Origin of the sequence: Catenulispora acidiphila DSM 44928, assembly GCF_000024025.1 — a bacterium.
GTDB lineage: Bacteria > Actinomycetota > Actinomycetes > Streptomycetales > Catenulisporaceae > Catenulispora > Catenulispora acidiphila.
Window position 1 is genome coordinate 7,554,797 of the sequence record NC_013131.1, and the last position, 20,321, is coordinate 7,575,117.

Genomic DNA, 20,321 nt, shown 5'->3' on the forward strand with positions numbered 1-20,321 from the left:
TACCATCTGTTCATCACCGTTGTGACAGGGAGTCAGCGCACATGGCACGAACAGTGGGCAGCAACGCGACGGACACCAGGCGCCGCATCCTGGACTCGGCCACCGAGGTCTTCGCCGAGCACGGATACTCCGGTGCCTCGATGCGCGACATCGCCGAGCGGCTGGGCATCACCAAAGCCGGGCTCTACTACCACTTCGCGTCCAAGGAAGAGCTGCTCGACGGCCTGATCCGGCCGGTGCTGCAGAAGATGAGGGACTTCGCCGACGCGGCGGAGGCCGGCCACTACCCGACCCGCCAGTTCCTGCGCGAATTCCTCGACCTGATCATCGACGGCGTCCCGGCCCTGCAGCCGCTGTTCATGGACCCCGGCGCCCGAGCCGCGATCAAGGAACGCTACGACCCGATGGATCTCGGACGCCGCATCGAAGCCGCGCTCACAGACGGCGCCGATCCCGATCGTGCGCTGCGCGTGCAGTTCGTCCTGGGGGGCATCCGCTCACTGGTGATCGGGCACAAGTTCAGGGCACACGGCGAGGCGTACGGGCCCCACGGACATCCCGCGGCTGCCGGCCCGGCGACACTCACCGACGCCGAGCGCGAAGTCATCGTCGACGCGGCGTTGGCCGGACTCGGGGAAGGCGGCTTGGCTTAGGGCGAACGGCTGAAGGCTGGTCTCGCCCTCTTGCCCTGCGCCTGACGGGAAGGGTAAGTGAGTGCCGTGGATGTCAACGGCAAAGTCATGATCATCACTGGGGCGTCGGCCGGGATCGGCGAGGCCACGGCCCGCGCGGCCGCTCGAGCGGGAGCGACGGTGGTGCTCGCCGCGCGCCGTCGCGCACGGCTCGATGCCCTGGCGGCGGAGATCGGCGGCGACACGCTCGCGGTCCAGACCGACATGCGCGACCCGGCGCAGGTCCGACGCTTGGTCGAGACGGCCGTCGAGCGGTTCGGCCGGGTCGACGTACTGGTCAACAACGCGGGGCAGGGACTGCACGTACCGATCGAGCAGATCACGATCGAGGACCTGGCGGCGGTCGTCGAGCTGAACGTCTACGGGGCTCTCGTCGCGATGCAGGCTGTCATCCCGCTGATGCGCGAGGCCGGTGGCGGCTGCGTCATCAACGTCAGCAGCGGCACCACTCGCATGCCCGCCCCCCGCGGAGCCGCCGGCTACGCGGCCACCAAATGCGCGCTCAACATGCTCAGCAAAGCCGCGCGCGCGGAGCTCGCTCCGGACGGGATCGTGGTCTCGACCATCTACCCGTTCGTCACGGCGACCGAGTTCCACAGCACGCTGCGCGCCGGGTCAGGGCCCGCGGGCCGAAGCGGCGTCGAGCCGGATTCCGCCGAGAAGGTCGCCGATGAGATCCTCGCGCTCATCCGCAGCGGTGAGCCGGAGGCGGTGTTGATCCCGGAAGGGCTGCGCGCCTAGCCGCCGACGGCGACGCCTGCCGCAGGGACAGATGTGTCGGGGTCAGCCGGCCGTCACGACCCGTTCGATGACGGTCATCTTCTCCTCCAGTGTGGCGGGCACTTCGCGGATCCTGGCGTCGATGCCCGCCTGCGCCAGGGTGTCGTGGATGGTGTCCTGGGGCGTGTCGGCCAGGCGGACGGTGCGGCCGGCCAGGGTGACGGGCAGGGCGGCGGCATCCAGGGCGGCGAAGGCGGCGGCCCATTGGTCGCCGGAGGTGTCGACTTCGCAGGCGGTGGTGTCGCCGATGATGGCGGCCTCGGTGCCTTCGGCCACTGATTGGCCGTGGGACATGAGGATCAGGCGGTCGCACTGCTGCGCCTCTTGCATGTAGTGGGTGGTGACGAGGATGCCGGCGCCGTCGTCGGCCTGGTCGTGGATCGTGTCCCACAGCCGGGCTCGGGACAGCGGGTCCAGGCCGGAGGTGGGTTCGTCCAGGACCAGCAGCTTCGGCCGGTGGGCCAGGGCGATGGTGAAGGCGAGCTGGCGTTGCAGGCCGAGGCCGATCGCGGAGACCTGCTGGTCGCGGGCTTTCAGCAGGCCGGGGGTCAGGGTCGTGGCCGTGGCGTCGGTGCCGAACGCGGCAGCGGCGAAGGCGATGTTCTCCTGGACCGTCAACGTCTCCCACAGCCCCAGGCCCTGCGGCACGTAGCCCAGGCGCTGGCGCGTGGTGCGGTCCGGCGCCTGGCCGAAGACGGCGACCGTGCCGTCGCTGACGCGGGTCAGACCCAGGAGCATGCGGATCAACGTCGTCTTGCCCGCGCCGTTGGACCCGAGCAGGCCGACGATCTCGCCGGGATCGACACGCATGCTGACCGCCTCGACGGCCGTGAACGAGCCGTAGCGCTTGGTGGCCTGGTCGGCCTCGGCGAGCGCGCGCCCGCGCCCGGCCATCAGGCCGCTCCGGTCTGCTGGGCGTCCAGGGTCAGGGCGATGACGCAGTCCTCCATGTCGGGGTCGCGCGGCTGCTCGCCGGGGCGCGGCGGGCCGGGGTGCCAGGAGCGGGTCTGGTGCCCGCGGCGCCAGGACAGTTCGGCGGGTCCGGCGGGGGCGCTGCCGGTGGTCAGCGTGCCGGGGGCGGCGGCCAGCACATCGGCGGGCGTCCCGTCGGCCAGGACCCGGCCGCCGTCCAGGACCAGGCAGGTGGCGGCGCGCTCGGCCTCGTCGAGGTAGGCGGTGGACATCACCACGGCGGTGTCGGCGGCCGCCGCCCGGGAGATCAGCCGCCACAGATCGACCCGGCTGACCGGGTCGACCCCGGTGCTGGGCTCATCCAGGACCAACAGCCGCGGCCGGTGCAGGATCGCCAAGCAGAACGCGAGTTTCTGGCGCATGCCGCCGGACAGGTCGCCGGCCAGCCGGTCGGCCGCCTTGCTGAGCCCGGCCGCGGCCAGCAGCTCGGCGCGCCGGTCGGCCAACTCCGGCCCGGCCATGCCGCGCGCGGCGGCGACGAAGGCGATGTTCTCGTTGACGGACAGGTCCGTCCACACCCCCGACGCCCCGGTCGGCATGAAGCCGCTGTCGACGATCGACGGGGCGCGGACCGCACCGGAGGACGGCAGGATCCGGCCGATCAGGGTGCGCAGCAAGGTGGTCTTGCCCGCGCCGTCGCCGCCGACCACGGCAGCGACCTGCCCGGGGATCGCGTTGAGCGTGACGTCGTGGAGCACCTCGGACCCGCCGAGCACCACGGTGACGCCGTCCACGCCCCAGTTCACGCGGCGCTCCCGGCGGCGGCCGGGACCTTGGCGGCGTGGGGCTTGGCCGGAGCCAGGTCGCGGCGGAAGCGCAGGACGGCGGCGGTGAACACGACCACCGCCATCAGGGCCAGGATGCCCAGCGGGAAGGCCAGGGAGGACAGCGGCGCGTCGCGGAGCATGACGCCGAGGGAGATCCGGTTGAAGTAGGTCAGCGGCAGCAGGTAGCCGATCCAGCGCACCCCGGCGGCCATCGCCGACAGCGGGAAGATCATTCCGGACAGCAGGATCTGCGGCATCATCGTCATCAGCGCCAGCTGCATCGCCTGGCCCTGGTTCTGCGACACCGTGGAGATCAGCACCCCGATACCCAGCGTCGTGAACAGGAACAACGCCGCGCCGAGGGCGAACACGAGCACGTTGCCGGCGAAAGGCACCCCGAACAGCAGGCAGCCCAGCGCCGTCACCAGGACCATGTCGAAGGCGGCCAGCACGAAATAAGGGATGATCTTCCCGGCGATCACATCCGAGGGCTTGAACGGCATCACCGCCAACTGCTCCAGCGTGCCGGTCTGCCGCTCCCGGACCAGACCGATCGCCGTGATGATCGTCCCGATGAACGCCATGATCATCCCGACCAGCGCCGGCACCATCACCCACGAGGTCTTCAGCTCCGGGTTGAACAACACCTGCGGTACCAGCGCCCCGCCGCTGGCCCTGGCGGTCGCCGAAGCGCTCTGGGCGGAGAACAGCTGCGAGCCGTCGATCTGCACCGTCGACGGGCCCGGCGCCTCTCCGGTGACGACCACCGCCCCGGCGTCCCCGGACCGCAGCGCGTCCACACCCTGCTCGGCACCGGCCGACGGATCGATCTTGGTGACATGGAACGGCGCCTTGAGCTCCGCGGCGACCTTCGCCGCCTGAGGTCCGAGGACCTGCGTGTCAATGCTGGTCACGGTGAAGTTCGCGGCATACCCGAACACCACGAGCAGCAGCAGCGGCAACGCGACGATCATCACCATGGTCCGCCGATCCCGCCGCAGCTCCAGGAACTCCTTGAGCACCATCGCCCGCATCCACCGCACCACCGTCCGCAACAGCCGCACGACCAGGCGCCACGGCAGTGAGTTCGTCACCGTCCGCATCGAGGCCGCATCGAGGCCGCACGCCGACAGACTGACATCCCCGAGGCTAGGGACGCCGCGCGGGGCGAGCCACCGGACACGCCGCTGGGTTGGACCGAACCGGTGACGAGGGCGCTCATCAGTGCGCTTCGTTGTTGCTGCCGAACCAGGCGGCCTGGCGACCGCGCTGCGAGCCCGCTGCGAGCCCGGCGCAGCCTTCGGGCGGTGCACTCGGCGACTTCCATGCGGCCGCTGCCGTTCGGCGGCGTTACTTTGTGCAGACCGCCCACTGAACATGAACAGCGGCGCGGCGAGCCATGCGAATCCACGGCCCGCCGTCGGTCTAGCCGCGGCCGAGGTATTCCTCGACCGTGATCTCGGTGGTTTCGGCGCGCGGCAGGATCCAGGAGTTGGCACACCTCTCCTGTGCCCAGCTGATCGCCTCATCGGGGGAGTCGGTGGTGGACTCGAACCTGTCGATCACATCGGACATGTTCGGGCTCCCCGCCTTGGTGGCGGCGGTCCAGACGGCTTGCCAACTCGCCTGGTGGTCGCCGTACAGTTCGGCCGCGCGGCCCCGCCGCTCGTAGAACGGATGAAACGAGATGAAGATCTCCTCGGGAGATGGTGGGCCTTCGGGTTGCCCGGCCCGTCCTTCCCGCTCGGCTTGAACTCGTTCGGTGGCTTGCTGCTCGGTCAGCCCTACATGGATCATGAGGAAGTCGATCCGATAGTCCTCAAGGTCGCGCATGCTACCTACGGTAGTTGCCGGCTCGGAGGACTACGAGGTGATGCGCGAGATGGGCTGGACCTGGCACCAGCCGGCGCGCGGTTGCCTACTCCCCGCCCAGCCGCAGCACTTCCGAAGTCCGGCGTCGTCGGCTCAGCAGCGCCTCGGCTGCGGCGGCGATCGCTACCACGGCCAGTAGCGCGAGGCCTAGTAGCGCCGTGCTCGTCATGTCGACGCGGATCGGCGGTGGGTAGCTGTCGGTGAAGGGGGTCATGTCCAGTGCTGGACCGAGCAGCCAGGGCAGCGCCGCGCCGAGTAGGGCGCCGGATAGGGCCGCCGCCATTGCTGTCGGTACGAGCTGGACTGCCGTGATCGCCGCCGCTGACCGGGAGGGTAGTCCCATCGTTCGCAGGAATGAGACCGTGCGGCCCCGCTCGCGGGCCGTTCCGGCCAGTTCCAGCATGACCACGAGGATGGCGAACGCCGCCGACAGGGCGGTGCAGGCCTCGAACACGCCCGCCAAGGAGCGCGACAAGCCATCGGAGCGCATTTCCGCCAGTTGCTCGGAGCGCACCTCGATCTGTGTTGTGTCCGGCGCGGCGTCGGCCAGTGCGGCCCGGATCCGCGCGCTGCTCACCGGTCCGTACAGTGCCGCCGCTGTCGGAGTGGTCACTCCGGCGTCCGGGCCCAGTTCCGCGGCGGGCAGCACCACGTAAGCCACCGACGGATCGTCCAGCGCGGCTCGTACGGGGCCGCCCGGATCGGTTGGCAGCGTGCTGGAGATCCGGAAGTTGATCTCCTTGGACAGCAGGCTGATGGTGAAGGTACCGTCCGGGAAGTTCCGTGCGGCCGCGGGTGAGGCCAGGACCGGTACCGTTCCGTCCGGGTCGGCGCCAGCCGGCAAGCTGGGCACCAGCCCTGGTCCGACGCCGATGAAGCGGATCACGTGCTGGCCGCCGTCGTCGTCCACTGTGGACCGGTCGAGCGCCAGGACCGGTTCCATCCGCACTCCGGGCAGGGACTTCAGACGGTTCAGGACGTCGGCGGTGAGGGTCGGCGCGTGCACGACCGCGTCCGCGCCGAGCCGGTCGGCCGCCGCGGCCTGGCCGCGGTCCAGAGTCTTGACCACCACTCCGCCGAACACCGCCCCGCCCAGCGTCAGCACCAGGACCGTCAGTGCCACCGCGCGGGTCTGCCCTCGCTCGGCGGCGCTCGCCAGGCCCAGCCACGCCGCCGCCGAGCGACCGCGGCCGCGGCCGACCAGCCGCACCGCTCCGGTCGCCGCCGGGGGCACCGCCTTGACGGCCAGCACCGCGACGAGCATGCCGAGCAGCACCGGAACCGTGGCGAGCACCGGGTCGACGCTTCCGCCGGCGATGGTCCCGGCCACTCCGCGGCTGCGCAACGACACGACTCCGGCGATCGCCAGCGCCGCGAGGACGCCCTCGGCCGTGCGCCGCTTGGCTTTCGACAGCACCACGGCGCCGCCGCGGCGCCGGCGATCGCCCGACGCCGCCGTGAGCTCCGCCGTGACCAGCACCGTCGCCGGGATGGCGGCCACCGCGAACGCCGCGACCAGCAGCGAGGGCCACAGCTGCCCGCTGCCGCCGACGAGCCGGCCCAGCACGGTGACCGGAACGATGACGAGTACTGATTCCGCGACGAGCGGAGCGGCGGCCTGGCGCCGGGAGGCTCCGCGGGCCCGCTGCAGGATGACGGTGGCCGTGCGCCGGGCTGCCACCAACCGCGCGGCGGCGAACACCGAGGCCAGCTCGACCGCCAACAGCGAGGCGACGCCGAAGGACTCCAAGGCCGCGGCCGCCAGCCGCCGTCCGTGGAACACGGCGAACAGCCCGGTCAGACCGTCGGTGATGTGCTGGTCGCCGACCGGCCCGACCAGACCTTCGCAGGACGTCTGCTGGAGCACGGCCGGTTCGCAGAGGTCTTCCACCCCGGACTGCTCCAGGTGCTGCAGGTCCCGGCCGAGCTGCTTGGTCCCGGCGACGGTCAGGGCCGCGGTGTCGGCCGTGCGGCGCCAGCGGGCCTGGATCTGCACGCCGCCGCCGGCGTGCACGACCCCGGCGAGCCCGGAGTCGGAGACCAGGAACGCCCCCGCCCAGTAGGACAGCGGGTTGGCGCCGCCGGTCACCGTGATCCGAGGCGCGAGCAGGGTGTCGTTCTGGCTGAAGAAGGCCGAGTCGTCGGGACCCAGACCGGCGACCGGCTCCGCCGCTTCGAACAGGCCTGACACCACACCGGTCTCCGGCGGTCGCGGCGTGCCGTCGGCGCCGATCCCCGGGCCGCCGAACTGGACCACGGCACCGATCGGCAGATGCAGGACCGCGCTGGCCTTGCTGCTGACGCCGATCGCGATCTGGTGGTCGGGATCGGACAGGAGGGCCTGCGAGGAAGCGCTCTCGGGCGCGACGCCCGCCACATAGCGGATCAGGTGCGCCGAGCGGCTGTCGTCGACCAGTGCCACCCGGTCCGGGACGCCGCCGGGCATCGAGATCGCGGTCCCGACTGTGGGCACGTAGAAAGCGCGGTAGGTGTGGGAGACCCCGGTCAGCACCTTCGTCAGCGGCTGCGTCAGACGCCCGCCCAGCGCGTCCTGCATGTCGGAGAACGCGGCACCGGACGCGGCAGTATTGGTGACCGTGGCGTCGAAGGCCAGCGACCGGTCGTCGAAGGACGCGGCGCCGACGTTCTGCCGCAGGGCGCGGTCGGCCAGCGCCGTCAGCCGCGCGGGAGCGGCGGCGGCCGTGAGCGACGCGGCGAACACCAGCACCGCGACCAGGGCCAGCGGCACGGCCTCGGCGCGCAGCCCACTTCTGATCCGGCGCCCGGGGACGCCCCGGCGTACGGGATGGAGGCCGGGGGGCGGCGACGCGCCGGCGTCAGTGGTCACGGACGCGCTCTGGCGGGGCATCAGGACTCCTCGGTGTTCCGCAAGACGATCGGCTCGGCGGATGGCTCGGCGCATGGGATGGCGGATGGGGACGGCCGGCCTGTCACGGTTCGTCCCCCGCCCGCAGGGTGCGCGCCAGGTCGACCTGGGAGAGAGCGCGCGCGGCCAGCATCGCCACCAGCGTGACCGCCGCCGCGGTGCCGCAGGCGACCGCGGTACCGCGCAGCCATGGCACGGTCGCGGCGACCGTCGGGAACACCGGCGCCCCGGCGTCGTCGACCGCCACCAGCGGCACCGTCACCAGCGCGGCGGCCACCCCGATCGCGACGCCGACGACGACCGACAGCGCCGCCGGCACCACCTGTTCGATCCACAGGACGGTCGACAACTGGCGCGGTCGCGCGCCGATCGCGCGCAGCACCGCGAACTCGTGCCGCCGGCTGCGCAGCGTGGTCACCGCCGACACCGCGAATCCGACCGCCGCGAACATCGGCGCGGTCCCCGCGCCGATCGCCAGCAGCGCGGACTGGCTGCCGGCGAAACCGCCGCCGCGCAGGGTGTCGGCCACGTCTTTCTGGTACTGCGCGGACCCGATGTCCGGATGCGAAGCCGCATAGGCCTTCATCGCCGCTTCGCCGCCCGGAGCCAGTTTCAGCAGCCAGGAGACGGTCCAGCCGGGTTCGGCGTCACGCCGCACCAGCGCCCGGGTCAGCAGCGGGCGGTCCACCGCCGCCGCGGGCTCGTCCCCGGCCTGGCCCGGCAGCGCCTTCACCCGCCCGACGATCGCCAGCTGCACCTTGCTCTCGTCGTTGAGGGTGACGTAGACCCGGCCGCCCACCGGCGTCGACGTGGCGGCCAGGAAGGCGTCGGTCGCCACCGCCGGGATCAGCGGAACGGGGTCCGCCGGCGGCCCCGCCCCGATCGCCAGCCGCAGCGGCCGGTCCACGTCGGACCCCGCCGGGCGGTGTCCCGAGGCCAGACGGAGCGTGACCTGCCCGGCTGAGACATCCGTGCCGCAGAGCACAGGGACGGCGAAGGGCCGCTGGGCCGCCTGGCCGTCGCAGTCGTCGTAGGCGAACTGTTGGTCCTGGCTGTCCCGCGCGGCCGACTCGTCGATCAGGTGCCACGCCTCGCCGACGGCGACGGCCGGCGGGAAACCGACCGTGAGGTCGAGCTCCAGCGAGTCCGGCGTGTCCCGGCGGACGAGTTCGAACCCTTCGAAGCGCAGCGGATAGTCGGGGGCACGGCCGTCGACGGTCAGCGGGATCGAGACGTGGGTCTTGGTACCCGGTGCCGAAGGCGACGGGACCGGAAGCACGAGCGGCACACCCTCGCGGTCGCGCAGGTCCACGGCGAGCGAGGTGTGCGTGAGGAAGTCCTGCGGGGCGTCCCGCGGGCCGTGGCCGTCACCGGGCAGCGTCCGTGCCGACACCGTGATGTCGAAGTCGAAGGAAGTCGGCCGGCCGGGCAGCGGAACGGCCGGGTCGGGACCGTCGGGCCCGAGGTTCCCGTCCGGGGTGGCCAGCGGGGCGAACACCGCGGCGGCGCTGCCCGCCGCCAGGTCGCGGCGCATCGCCAGGACACCGGGCAGCGCGGCCGAGTCGACGCCGACCAGGCTGACCGGTTGGGTACCGGCCACCGCGTCCATATCGGCCCGAGGGGTCGCCGCGGCCACACCGGGCACCGCCAACATCGCAGAACGCTGATAGCTGTCGCCGACGGCCGAGGCGGTGACCTGGGCGTCGGCGCCGATCTGGAACGCCGCGCGGTCGGCGGCCGAGCGGGAGCGCATCGCCGCCGCGGTCACCGTCATCGCGCCCACCGCCAAGGCCAGCACCAGCAGCAGGACGGTACCGGCGGTCCGGGCGACGCGCCGGCTCACCTGCCACCCGCCCAGCGCCGCGGCCAGGTCCCGGCTGCGTTCCAGGTAGCGGTCCGCCAGCCGCGCGGCCGGCGGCAGCAGGCGCAGCGCGAGCGCGGCCGCGGCGGCCGCGGTCACCGCCGGCGCCACGACCAGGACCGGGTCGATGCTGGGGACCGCGGATCCGGCCGACACCGGCGACCTGTCATGGCGCAGCTGGAGGTAGCCGACGACGGCCAGGACGGCGAGCCCGGCGTCGACGCCGGCGCGCTGGAAGGCCGGGCCGCGGGCTCCCCGGACCCGCTGGCTCGTCGGCCGTCCCCGCGAGCTCGTCCAGGCCACGAGCGCCTGGATCGCGATACAGGACACGGCCAGGAGGGTGTCGACTTCCAGGGCGATCCCGACCGGACGGCTCGGTTCCGGAAGTCCGTGCAGACCCGGCAGGTGACGCAGACCCCGCGCCAGCGGAGCCACGAACGGAGCGGCGATCAAAGCCGGCAGCACGAGCAGTACGCCCTCGATCGCGGCCGTGCCCACCAGGAACCGCAGGGGCGCGCCCCGCGAGCGCATCAGGCGCGACTCCTCAGCGGTGTGCTCGCGGATCAGCCGCAGCGTCAGCACCAGGGCGAAGCCGGCGAGCACGGCCAGCAGCGTGGCGACGATGAGGAAGCCGGACAGGCCGACGGCCTCGGCGGACTTCACCAGCTGCACCTGCCGCGGCAGCGCCGACGTGACGGACAGCCCCGACACCGGTGGCGCGGTGCCGGAGAACGCGATCCGGTTCACGTCGCCGTTCTCGACCGCGACTACTCGGGTCGCCGCGGCGGTCACCCCCGCCAGAGTCGCTCGCGAGAAGTCAGGCTGCGCATACCAGAGCGCCTGGGAGATCGAGTCCAACCGGTCCGGCGCCGCGATGAAGTCCGGTGCCAGGAACATCAGGGGCGAACGCAGGCCGGTCGTCGGATCGGCGGCGGGCAGGACCGCGGTCCAGAACAGCGAGTCGCGGTCCGAAGGCTCGTAGACGCCGGACACGCGGTGGTCCTGCTTCTGGCCGTCGGCCAGCAGGTTCTGGACCACGGCGAGGTCGTCCCCGGCCCGCAGGCCGGCCGAGCGGGCCATCTCCGCCGGGACCAGGACGTCGCCGGGCTTGGTCGGCAGGCCGCCGGACAGCAGGCGCAGGTGTTTCTCATAGGTGTCGGCCACGGCGCCGGCCGCGGTGATGTCGCCGCCGGGCGTGGAGATGTGGATCCTCGCGACCGTCTCGACCCGGATGATCCGCGCCGGATAGGGACGCAGCAGCCGGCGCGTCGCCGTCGCCACGCCCCGGTCCGCCGCGGCAAGATCCGCGCTCAAGGAGGAGCTGAACATCAGCGTGGTGCTGTTGGCCGGCGCGGACGCCAGCGCCTGGCGGGTGCCGGCGTCGGCGACTCCGGCGGACTCCGTGCCGAGTACCGCGAGCGTCAAGGACGCCAGCAAGACGGTCAGGGCCGCGGCGGCGGCCACCGTGCGGTGAGCGGCGATGCGGCGCGCGGCCGCCAGGAGAGTCACAGCAGACCTGACGTCGAACGGCTCCGATCGCGACGCAGCCGTTATGGAAGCGTGATTGTTTGTCTCGACCACCGGACGTTTGTCGTGGGGACCGGCGGGGTTGACCGCCGACCTTCGATCCCGCGAGACTCGTCGCGGCTTATCAGGGTGGGGTCACGGTCTACGGGGGTCGGCTATGCGCGCACGCCGGATCACAACCATGTCGATATCAGCGCTCTCCATTGCGGCGCTGGGCGCGCCGATGGCGGCTGCCGCCGACTCCGATACGACTGCGCCAGTAACGCTTCGCGTCGGTTTCACCGGGACGTGCTCCGACGCCGCGCCGCGCGCCGACAGTGCTCTGTACTGCACGCTCGCCGGCGCGACCGCCGCCGCCCAGCCCGGCGACTCGGTGCTGGTCGGCGAACTCGGAGCGACGGACAAGATCGCCGGCTCGGGCGCACCGGGCAAACCGATCACCGTCTTCAGCCACTACGCCGACCAGACGTTCACCGACAACAGCTGGCAGACCGTGGTGAGCGTCACCGGGCAGCACGACGTCGTGGTCCGTGACATCCGGCTGGGCGGGCTGGACGCTTCCGGCTCGTCGGCGCTGACCGTGAACCACGTCCTGGTCACGCCGCTGAACTCCGCCGCCGACAACCGCTTGGCTCCCTTCGGGATACGGCTTTCCGCGACGACCGACTCGACCGTCACCGACAGTCACATCGACGCCGACAACACCGATGGCACCAACCTGGCCGTGGGCATCCTCGTTGAGAACGGGTCGGACCGCACGACGGTCAGCGGCACGATCATCGGCGAGGTCTATGGGACTGGTATCCAGGTCACCGACTCGAAAGACGTACGCCTCATCTCGGACACGGCCGCCGACGACATCGCCGGCGTCGTCCTGTCCGGAGCCTCGACCGGCGCCGTGGTGGAGAACGACATCTTCGCCGACGGCGGCCCCCAACCGAGCCTCACCGTGGCCGCCACGGCGATCGCCAACACTTTGGTGGGACACAACCTCTTTGGCAGCGGTAGTCCGACGACGTCGGTTCTTTGGGGAACCAGCGCCTACGCGACCGGCCAAGCTTTCGACAGCGCGCATCTGGGGTCGGCGGACCTGGACGGTGCGGCGCAGCTCGACACCTCCAACGACCCGGACTGGCCGGCCACGCCTCAGGAGTACTTCGTCGCGCCTTCCTACCGGCTGACGTGGAACTCCCCGGCCATCGACTCGGCCGACGCCGCCGTCCCGGGTGAGCCGGCCGTCGACCGGGTCGACGACCCCGACGTGGCGGACACCGGATCCGGACCGGCCGGCTACGTCGACCGCGGCGCCCGCGAGTTCACGGGCATGCAGATCAGGCCGTTCACCGCCACCGCAGCACTGGGCGTGTCACCGCAGGACTACTTGGACGCCACCGTGAACACCGACGGGATGTTCCAGTGGTCCGGCCCGGTGTCAGCCCTTTACTCCTACGGCGACGGTTCGGCCGCTACGAGTCAGAGCACTCACCACTACCCCGCAGCCGGGACCTACCACGGCACCGTGACGTTCACCGGCCAGAAGGGTGAGACGGCGACAGCGAACTTCACCGCCTCCCCGGCCGCCACCAAGGTGACGCCGGCGGTGTCGGCCTTCCAACCGGACGCCAACGATCCGCACCTGGTCAGCGTCAGCGCTTCCTGGGGCCCGGGTGCGACATACGACTTCGAATTCGGCGACGGGCAGTCGGACAAGAACAACTACACCGGATACTCCGACCACCGCTACGCGGCATCCGGCACCTACACCGTCACCGTCACGGTCCGCGACCAGAACGGCTGGACAGGCACCGCGTCCACGCAGGTGACCGTCACCATCCCCGGCGGGACGCCACCGCCACCGCCGCCGGCCGGTGCGGGCGGGACCGTCACCCGCGTGGGCGGCCGGGACCGCTACGAGACCGCGATCGACGCCTCACTCCGCCAGTTCCCCGGCGGCACCGCGAAGGCTGTCGTCCTGGCCCGCGGCGACGCGTTCGCCGACGCACTAGCCGGCGGACCACTGGCCGCACGCGTCGGCGGCCCGCTCCTGCTGACCGATCCCAAGAACCTCGGCACGCCAACCGCGGCGGAGATCGACCGGGCCCTCGGCCACGACCACTCCCGCACCGTCTACCTCCTGGGCGGGGAGTCGGCGATCAGCCCGGCGGTGGAGAAGCAGGTGCGCGCACTCGGCTACCGAATCGTCCGCTACGGCGGCGCGAGCCGATACGACACCGCCCTGAAGATCGCGCAGGACGGCATGGGCGCCACCGCCACGGTCGTGGTCGCCCGCGGCGACGACTTCGCCGACGCGCTCGCGGCCGGACCGCTCGCGGCGAACCGCGGCGCCGTGCTCGTGCTCTCAAACAAGAATCGCTTGGATCCCGCCACAGCTGCCTTCGTGCAGGCACACCAGACCGTGATCGCGGTCGGCGGCCCGGCGTGGGACGCCGTGGCGAAGCAGATCCCTGCCAAGGGCAAGCAGATCGAGACCGCCGTCGGCAACGACCGGTACGCCACAGCGGCGAACACCGTGCGGCTCTTCCATTTGAGCGCCGTAACCCTGTTCGGCGTGGCGACCGGAACGACTTTCCCAGACGCCCTGTCCGGCGGCGCACTGATGGCCGCCGCCGGCCAGCCACTACTCCTCACGAACCCGAACGTGCTGCCGCCCGACACCGCCCAACAGCTGACCGCCGACGGGAAGCGCAAGGAGAACGTCACCCTGTTCGGCGGCCAGGCGGCGATCTCCGACTTCGTCGAGGAGCAGATCGCCGCACTGGTGGAGCTGCGCCCCTGACGCCGCTGCGGGGCGGTCCCGCGATCGGGGCTGGTCGAATAACTCAGGCACGCGGAACGCGACCTCTGCGTTCCGCCCTGACGCTGTGATTTCGCCGGTCTCAAAGTACGGCTTGTGGTCCGCGCGCCCGTAAGGCCACAAGTAGCGCCTGTGGTGGTCAGAAACTCGACCACATCCTCCCCCACTTGCGCGGACGATATTTCGACATTGACAGCGCTCACGCGGTCGCGACGGAGGTGGCGAGCAACCTTGGGAAAGGTAATTTCCAAGGTTTGACAGACGGCCGCCGACGACGCGGCACCCTGCTGTAGAGGGTCCTTGTAAAGGGGATGTCGACGACGCGGAAACCAATTGATTGCGGTACGGTCGATCTCCTTATTAACGGAAAGATAACAATCGCCACTCGAAGGCTGCGCTCGCGCAGTGAATTCGTACCCTTCGATACGGAGAGGGATCGACCAGCGCCACGATCTGTGTGAAAATCCTGGGGAGGGATCTTGCGCGCGATTGTTCGAGCGGCTCTAGCATTCATCATGCTATTGATACTGCCGCTTGGGATTCTACTGAACATCCCTGACGTGACGGATCGCGGCGGGCTCCCGAACGACGCCGCCTGGACACTCAGGCTCCTGTTAGGCATTTTGATCTTGCGCTTCCTGTCGCGGTATGTCAGGAAACGCGTCACTCAGCCACTTCGCGATTCGCACGTCTCGCGAGACATCGTGAGCCTCGATCGCGACCTCGCCTATGAGCTGCAACGGGAGGCCGGGTTCGATCCGGTCAGCCGTCAGCAGGCGGCTCTTTTCATCATGGCACTGCGCACGCCCGCCAAGGTTCGGCAGCGCATTGTCGAGAAATACGTCCCAGGCCAGAGGAATCTTTCCAACACGGTATCCGTCGAGATCCAGGTTCCTCGCATTTTCCTGACGCGGAGACGGGAGCCTGATCCGGCGGGACCACCTGACGAGTCGTTCCCGTTTCCCATGGTCATATCGCCGAAGAGCATCATGTACGACAGCCTGGAGGTGTTCGACGAGGACGGCGCACGCCTTTCCACTCTGTCGTACCGGGAATACCTCACCATGATCGCCGGTGTCCTGCGCTACCTCCTGACCGGCGCCTACGGTGGTCGCATGCCGGAGGACGAGAAGCTCCTAGAACACGTCAAGTCGGTCGAGGCTGACGCATTGGAGCAGGTGTTCATGCGTCGTGACGACCGCCGCCTGTCGCTCCCGGAAGTTCAAGCTCTCGACGAGCGCACCCAGCAGGTAGTCATGAAGCTGCTGAGACTCAAGGGGGTCGACGACCGCCACCGACGCCAGTTGGAGCTGGCTGCCGACCTGGTGCGGATCCTGGCCAAACGCTATGCCATCGTCGCCCCGCTCAAGATATCGACGAACGGGCGCGCGCTCGTGACCTACAAGCGCCTGATCGTCCCGACGGTCACCGACGCCGACGACCAGCCGGCCGACGGCCGGGCCCGCACGTCCAAGGAGTACTTGAGGCACCTGCTCGGAGCGCGGCCGGTCGAGGTCCACGTCGCGTTGGAGAACGCCGGCATCTGCCATTCGTACCATCTATCGGTGCAGGGTCCAGAAGGGCTCTACCTGGCCAAGCAGGCTATAACCCCAGATCCGCCGGCTGGGCCGGACAACCGGACGTCCGGTGTCCACCAGCCCAACGACAGGTACGAATTCGCACCGCACTACCGGTTCAGGTCCCGCCGTGGCCAGTCCTACGCGCACTTCTACGGCCGACACTTTCCCTTCGTCAGCGACCCCAAGGCCGTGCCGCGGCTGCAGTTCAGCTTCTACGAGGTCCCGCCGGGCTCGGACTTCCAGGCATCCATCGCGGCGGCGAGTGCCGCCTTCCTGATCGGCCTCATCGGCTTCGTGCTGGCTCACTCCAGCCTGGACCAATTCGGCCGGATAACCCTGGCCTCTGACGCGCCGGTGCTGCTACTTGCTTTCCCTGGGGTCGCGGCCAGCTGGCTAGGCGTCGACAAGGCCGGCGCCCGACTCTTCGACAGCAGTCTGTCCGCGCGGCTATCGCTGGTCATCACGGTCGTCGTCTCGGTGGCGGCAAGCGCCCTGTACATCATCAACGCCTCCAATGTGGAGCCAGGCGTGTTCGACGGCAAGCTCAATGCCGGAGTCTCATTGCTCGGCGTGCGCGGAAGCTGGTGGGCGGGACTCACGGCATTGGCGGTTGTCAACACACTGTGTATGGCCTATCGCTGGCTCTACAGATCATGGCGATACGCCTACCTGGCACAACGTAACACCTGAGAGTGAACCATAAAGGTCCTTTGAGAGTTGAGCAGAACTCTGGGGGAGAGTAGTCTCCGAAGAAGGGGTATTCAACTGTGGCAATCGCGAGCATCGAAAGAAAAATGACGGCGATAGACGAACATCCGTCTCCAGACCAAGGCCGACGCCACCTGTTCGCCCGGTGGGTGGGTCGGCTTATCGGATCACCGCACCAGTCGGGGTTCCGGCAGGTCTATGTCGTCGAGAACCAGGACTGGCTGGCTCCGAAGAGCAACCTGTCCGACCAGGAGGCGTACGACGCGATCGTCGATCTCTATGAAAGCGTCACCGACGAGCAGTACGGCGTTGCGATCGCCGAACTGAAGAAGGCTCAGGCTCCGGAGAGCGACGACTCGCCGCCACATTGATCCACCGAGGCGGTCACCGGACGAGCGCTCGGCGATGTGAGTGCAAGATTCGTCAGCGTTCTGCCACGACTGACTCTGCCGGTCCCATCGCAGGCCCTGCACTGCTCTCGAGGCACGTCACTGCGGGACTGCGAACGACGGCATCCCGATCTTCATTCCGGCACCGGATCGCGGCGGCCGTGCCAGGCTGGTGGGGCTGAGTTTTGCGCTGGAATCCTTGGGGGGACTGATGCGCGGGGACGAGACGGCGGCTGGTGCTGCCGCAGCCGACGAGGTCGAGGAGCTGGTTGGCAGATTCGCTCGCAGCGGTGACCGGGGTGCTATCGACAGGGCGGTCGCCGTCGCCGCGGCTGCCGTCGACGGGCTGGCGGACGGTGATGTGGACCGTGCGGCGGCGCTGGCGAATCTCGCTGTGACGCTGATGCGGCGGTATGAGGCGCTCGGCGATGGCGCGGATCTCGAGCGGGCGCACGAGTCGATCACGGTGGCCTGTGCTGAGGCGCCGCCTGGGAGTCCGCATGCCGAGGGTGTGCTGACCATCGCCGGCAGCGTCGCCATGACTCGGCATACGCGCTCCGGCGACGTCCAAGAGCTCAGGGAAGCGGTACGGATCACGCGCGCCTTGTGCGATGGGGCGGCTGAGTCCGCGCGGCGGCGCATGTATCTGAGCAATCTGACCTTCATGCTCGTGCGGCTGGCTGAGGCTACCGATGACAGGGCTCTGCTTCTTGAAGCGGAGGCGGCTGGACGCGAGGCGGTCGTGTTGAGCGACCCGGATGATCCGAGCAACGCGCTTGTCTACAACAACCTCGCCATCGCGCTGCACCGCCGCTACACCGTGTCCAATGATGTGGCGTTTCTGGCCGAGGCGGTCGAGTGGCAGGTCAAGACGCTGGCTGGGGTCGAGCCGGCGCACCAGGAGTATCGGAAGTGGCAATCCAACCATGGTGCGACGCTGCGCGAACTCCACGGTCGGACCGGCGAGGCGGAACTGCTGCGGCGGGCTGTCGAGGCCTGCCGGGCAGCGACTCAGGGGGCTGATCCCCGCCATCCCATGTTCGCCCACTGGCAGGCGAACCTTTCTGCGGCGCTGCTGCTCGCCTACCGGGAGTCGGGGGATTCCAGCCTGCTGAGGCAAGCGGTGACGGCCGGCCGTGCCGCGTACGAGGCGGCCGGGCCGGGGAGCCCTGATCTGCCGTTGTTGCTGACGGACCTCGGTGCGTTGCTCGACCAGGCGAGTCTGCGCACCAGCGACGCGGAGGAGCTGGCCCAGTCGGTGGAGATGCTGCGCCGGGCGGCGGTGACCGTGCCGCGCAAGCACGTGGCGTACTCCATCGTCCACACCAACTTGGCGATCGCCCTGCTGCGGACCGCCGAGGCGGACCCGGCCGGCGGATTCGTGCCGCTGCTCGCCGCGATCGGTCACGCGCGCAAGGCGCTCAAGCGGATCGGGCGCGACGATCCGCACCGGGCCGAGTTGCTGGGCGCCATGAGCGCCGCGCACCTTCGGCTGCACGGCTTCCGCGGCTTCGGCAGCGCTCTGATCCGCGCCGTCCGCGACGCGGAGGCGGCCTTGGCCGCCACGCCGAGCCGCCACCCGGACCGCGCGGTGCACCTGGGCCGGCTCGCCGTGGTGCGTTATACGCAGTACCAGCGCTACGGCGACCGGAAGCTGCTAATCGCGGCGCGCGACCTCCTGATCGAGGCGGGGCGGCAGCCGGGAGCCCGGCTGATGACCAGGATCGACGCGCTGCGCGGCGCGGGTGAGTACAGCGGCGAGGCCGGGCTCGGCAGCGACCGGCTCGGCCTGCTGGCGGAGGCCATCGACCTGGCGACCCGCGTCGCCCCGCGTACGCTGGCGCGGGTGGACCGCGAGCATCGGGTGAGCCTGCTGACGGGGCTGGCCACCGAGGTCGCGCAGGCCGCGTTGGACCAGGGGCAGCCTGAACGCGCGGTCGAGCTGTTGGAGCAGAGCCGAGGGCTGTTGGCCGCTGATGTGCTCGACGCTCGGGGCACGGATCTGGCGGCGCTGCGCGCGGTGCGGCCTGATGTGGCCGGAGAGGTCGTGGCCCTGCGAGCCCGGTGGGAGCGGCTGGATCGGGCGCAGCCACGACTCGGGGAGGTTACGGCGGATGCGCAGACCTCGGGCATACCAGCGGCTCAACCAGCGCCGTCGCAGTCAGCACCATCGGTGTCAGTGTCGGTGTCGGCGGCGGCGCCGACGGCATCACAGGCGTCAGCCGTCGACCTCCTCGAGGACCCCCAGCAGCTCTCCACTGAGCGGGCCGCCATCGGCGCCGCGTGGGACGCACTCGTCGCCGAGATCCGGACCCTGGTCGGCTTCGCCGACTTCATGCGGCCACCGCGCGTGCAGCGCCTGGTCGAGCAGCTTCCCGACGGTCCGGTCGTCTACGTCTACGCTGGATCGGAACGCAGCGACGCGCTGATCGTCTCCGGATCCGGCGTCGAGTGCGTGCGGCTGCCGAACCTCCGCGCAGCCGAGGCAACTACGCGCGCCGAACAGCTTCACGCCGCATTGGCCGACGCCGAGAGCGACTATGCGGACGTCGCCGAGGCTGCCCGGGAGAGTATGCGCGAGCTCCTGGTCTGGCTGTGGGACACCATCGCGCAACCGGTCGTGGCAGCCCTCGGATACGACGCCGCGCACGCTGATCCCGCGAATCACGCCGATCCCGCCAATCCCGCCGATCTCCCGCGCATGTGGTGGTGTCCGGTCGGCGTGCTCAGCGAACTGCCGCTACACGCGGCCGAGTCCGGTCCGCACACCCTGCTCGACCGTGCCGTCCACTCCTACACTGCCACCTTGCGCGCGCTCGGTGACGCCCACTCCCGTCCCGTACCGCCGTCGCGCGCCGCGCTCGTCGTCGGCGCCCACGATCTCACCGGGTCCGGACGGCTACCGGCCGCCGAGCACGAAGTCCACACCGTAGGCCGCCTACTCCCCCACGCAACGGTGCTCGACGCCCCGACCGCGGAGTCGGTGCGGACAGCCCTGCTCAGCCATCCGGTCGCTCACTTCGCCTGCCACGGCGTCGCCGATCGCAGCGACCCGGCCGCCGGTCTGCTGCTGCTCGCCGACCACGCCACCGATCCACTCACTGTCGCCGAAGTCAGTGCCCTGCGTCTGGACGGCCGGCTCGCGGTACTGACGGCGTGTCAGACCACTGTCTCCGCGCCCACGCTGGCCGACGAGTCGGTGCATCTGAGCGCCGCGTTCCAGTTGGCCGGGTACCGGGCCGTGGTGGGCACGCTGTGGTCGGTGTCCGACGAGGCCTCGGCCCGACTCGCCAAAGACTTCTACAACACGCTGACCGCCGAAGGTACCGCAGAGCTCGACACCGACCGCGCCGCGCGCGCCGTTCACGCCGCGGTACGCCGACTTCGCCGCCATTATCGGAACGCGCCGAAGGCCTGGGCCGGGTACGTCCATGTCGGCTGCTGAGCGCTCATAAGCACTTTTCGAGCAGG

Annotated in this window: 12 protein-coding genes; 6 read left to right on the plus strand and 6 right to left on the minus strand. The window is 70.4% G+C overall.

Annotated elements, in window-relative coordinates; all coding sequences use genetic code 11:
• The first annotated feature begins 41 nt into the window (after window positions 1-41).
• Entirely contained in the window at window positions 42-653 is a 612-nt protein-coding gene (locus CACI_RS46345) for a TetR/AcrR family transcriptional regulator (protein ID WP_015795135.1), read from the plus strand.
• 57 nt (window positions 654-710) lie between these two features.
• Window positions 711-1,433 (plus strand): SDR family oxidoreductase, encoded by a 723-nt coding sequence (locus tag CACI_RS32505; RefSeq protein WP_015795136.1) that lies wholly within the window; start codon window positions 711-713, stop codon window positions 1,431-1,433.
• 42 nt (window positions 1,434-1,475) lie between these two features.
• Here CACI_RS32505 and CACI_RS53715 read toward each other — a convergent pair whose 3' ends face one another.
• From CACI_RS53715 to CACI_RS32535, 6 genes are all read right to left on the minus strand, one after another.
• Window positions 1,476-2,366 carry an ABC transporter ATP-binding protein gene (locus CACI_RS53715; protein WP_015795137.1) on the minus strand — a complete coding sequence of 297 codons (891 nt, stop codon included), beginning with the start codon at window positions 2,364-2,366 and terminating at the stop codon, window positions 1,476-1,478.
• Window positions 2,366-3,190 carry an ABC transporter ATP-binding protein gene (locus CACI_RS32515; protein ID WP_015795138.1) on the minus strand — a complete coding sequence of 275 codons (825 nt, stop codon included), beginning with the start codon at window positions 3,188-3,190 and terminating at the stop codon, window positions 2,366-2,368. Before CACI_RS32515 ends, CACI_RS53715 begins: the two co-directional genes overlap by 1 nt.
• On the minus strand, window positions 3,187-4,245 hold the full coding sequence (locus tag CACI_RS32520; protein WP_041542876.1) for an ABC transporter permease: 1,059 nt from the start codon (window positions 4,243-4,245) through the stop codon (window positions 3,187-3,189). The genes CACI_RS32515 and CACI_RS32520 overlap by 4 nt, the downstream gene beginning before the upstream one ends.
• Window positions 4,246-4,636: 391 nt before the next feature.
• A complete protein-coding gene (locus CACI_RS32525; protein ID WP_015795140.1) occupies window positions 4,637-5,044 on the minus strand; it encodes a hypothetical protein in 408 nt (135 codons plus the stop codon).
• Window positions 5,045-5,129: 85 nt separating this feature from the next.
• Complete coding sequence (locus CACI_RS32530; protein WP_015795141.1) at window positions 5,130-7,952, minus strand: FtsX-like permease family protein; 2,823 nt, start codon at window positions 7,950-7,952, stop codon at window positions 5,130-5,132.
• Window positions 7,953-8,034: 82 nt separating this feature from the next.
• Complete coding sequence (locus tag CACI_RS32535; protein WP_015795142.1) at window positions 8,035-11,340, minus strand: FtsX-like permease family protein; 3,306 nt, start codon at window positions 11,338-11,340, stop codon at window positions 8,035-8,037.
• Window positions 11,341-11,539: 199 nt separating this feature from the next.
• Here CACI_RS32535 and CACI_RS32540 point away from each other — a divergent pair, with 199 nt between their 5' ends.
• The 4 genes from CACI_RS32540 (at window position 11,540) to CACI_RS32555 (ending at window position 20,295) form a co-directional block, all read left to right on the plus strand.
• Window positions 11,540-14,155 (plus strand): cell wall-binding repeat-containing protein, encoded by a 2,616-nt coding sequence (locus tag CACI_RS32540; RefSeq protein WP_015795143.1) that lies wholly within the window; start codon window positions 11,540-11,542, stop codon window positions 14,153-14,155.
• Between the two features lie 578 nt (window positions 14,156-14,733).
• A complete protein-coding gene (locus tag CACI_RS32545; protein WP_143765468.1) occupies window positions 14,734-16,443 on the plus strand; it encodes a hypothetical protein in 1,710 nt (569 codons plus the stop codon).
• Between the two features lie 77 nt (window positions 16,444-16,520).
• Window positions 16,521-16,832, plus strand: coding sequence for a hypothetical protein (locus tag CACI_RS32550; RefSeq protein ID WP_143765469.1), 312 nt, complete (start codon window positions 16,521-16,523; stop codon window positions 16,830-16,832).
• 229 nt (window positions 16,833-17,061) lie between these two features.
• Entirely contained in the window at window positions 17,062-20,295 is a 3,234-nt protein-coding gene (locus CACI_RS32555) for a CHAT domain-containing tetratricopeptide repeat protein (RefSeq protein WP_015795146.1), read from the plus strand.
• Window positions 20,296-20,321 lie beyond the last annotated feature (26 nt).

What these genes read in the sequence shown, in the direction of transcription:
- CACI_RS46345 (WP_015795135.1), top strand. Translation starts at nt 42, where the DNA reads ATGGCACGAACAGTGGGCAGCAACGCGACGGACACCAGGCGCCGCATC.
- CACI_RS53715 (WP_015795137.1), bottom strand. Translation starts at nt 2,366, where the DNA reads ATGGCCGGGCGCGGGCGCGCGCTCGCCGAGGCCGACCAGGCCACCAAG.
- CACI_RS32520 (WP_041542876.1), bottom strand. Translation starts at nt 4,245, where the DNA reads ATGCGGGCGATGGTGCTCAAGGAGTTCCTGGAGCTGCGGCGGGATCGG.
- CACI_RS32525 (WP_015795140.1), bottom strand. Translation starts at nt 5,044, where the DNA reads ATGCGCGACCTTGAGGACTATCGGATCGACTTCCTCATGATCCATGTA.
- CACI_RS32530 (WP_015795141.1), bottom strand. Translation starts at nt 7,952, where the DNA reads ATGCCCCGCCAGAGCGCGTCCGTGACCACTGACGCCGGCGCGTCGCCG.
- CACI_RS32540 (WP_015795143.1), top strand. Translation starts at nt 11,540, where the DNA reads ATGTCGATATCAGCGCTCTCCATTGCGGCGCTGGGCGCGCCGATGGCG.
- CACI_RS32555 (WP_015795146.1), top strand. Translation starts at nt 17,062, where the DNA reads ATGCGCGGGGACGAGACGGCGGCTGGTGCTGCCGCAGCCGACGAGGTC.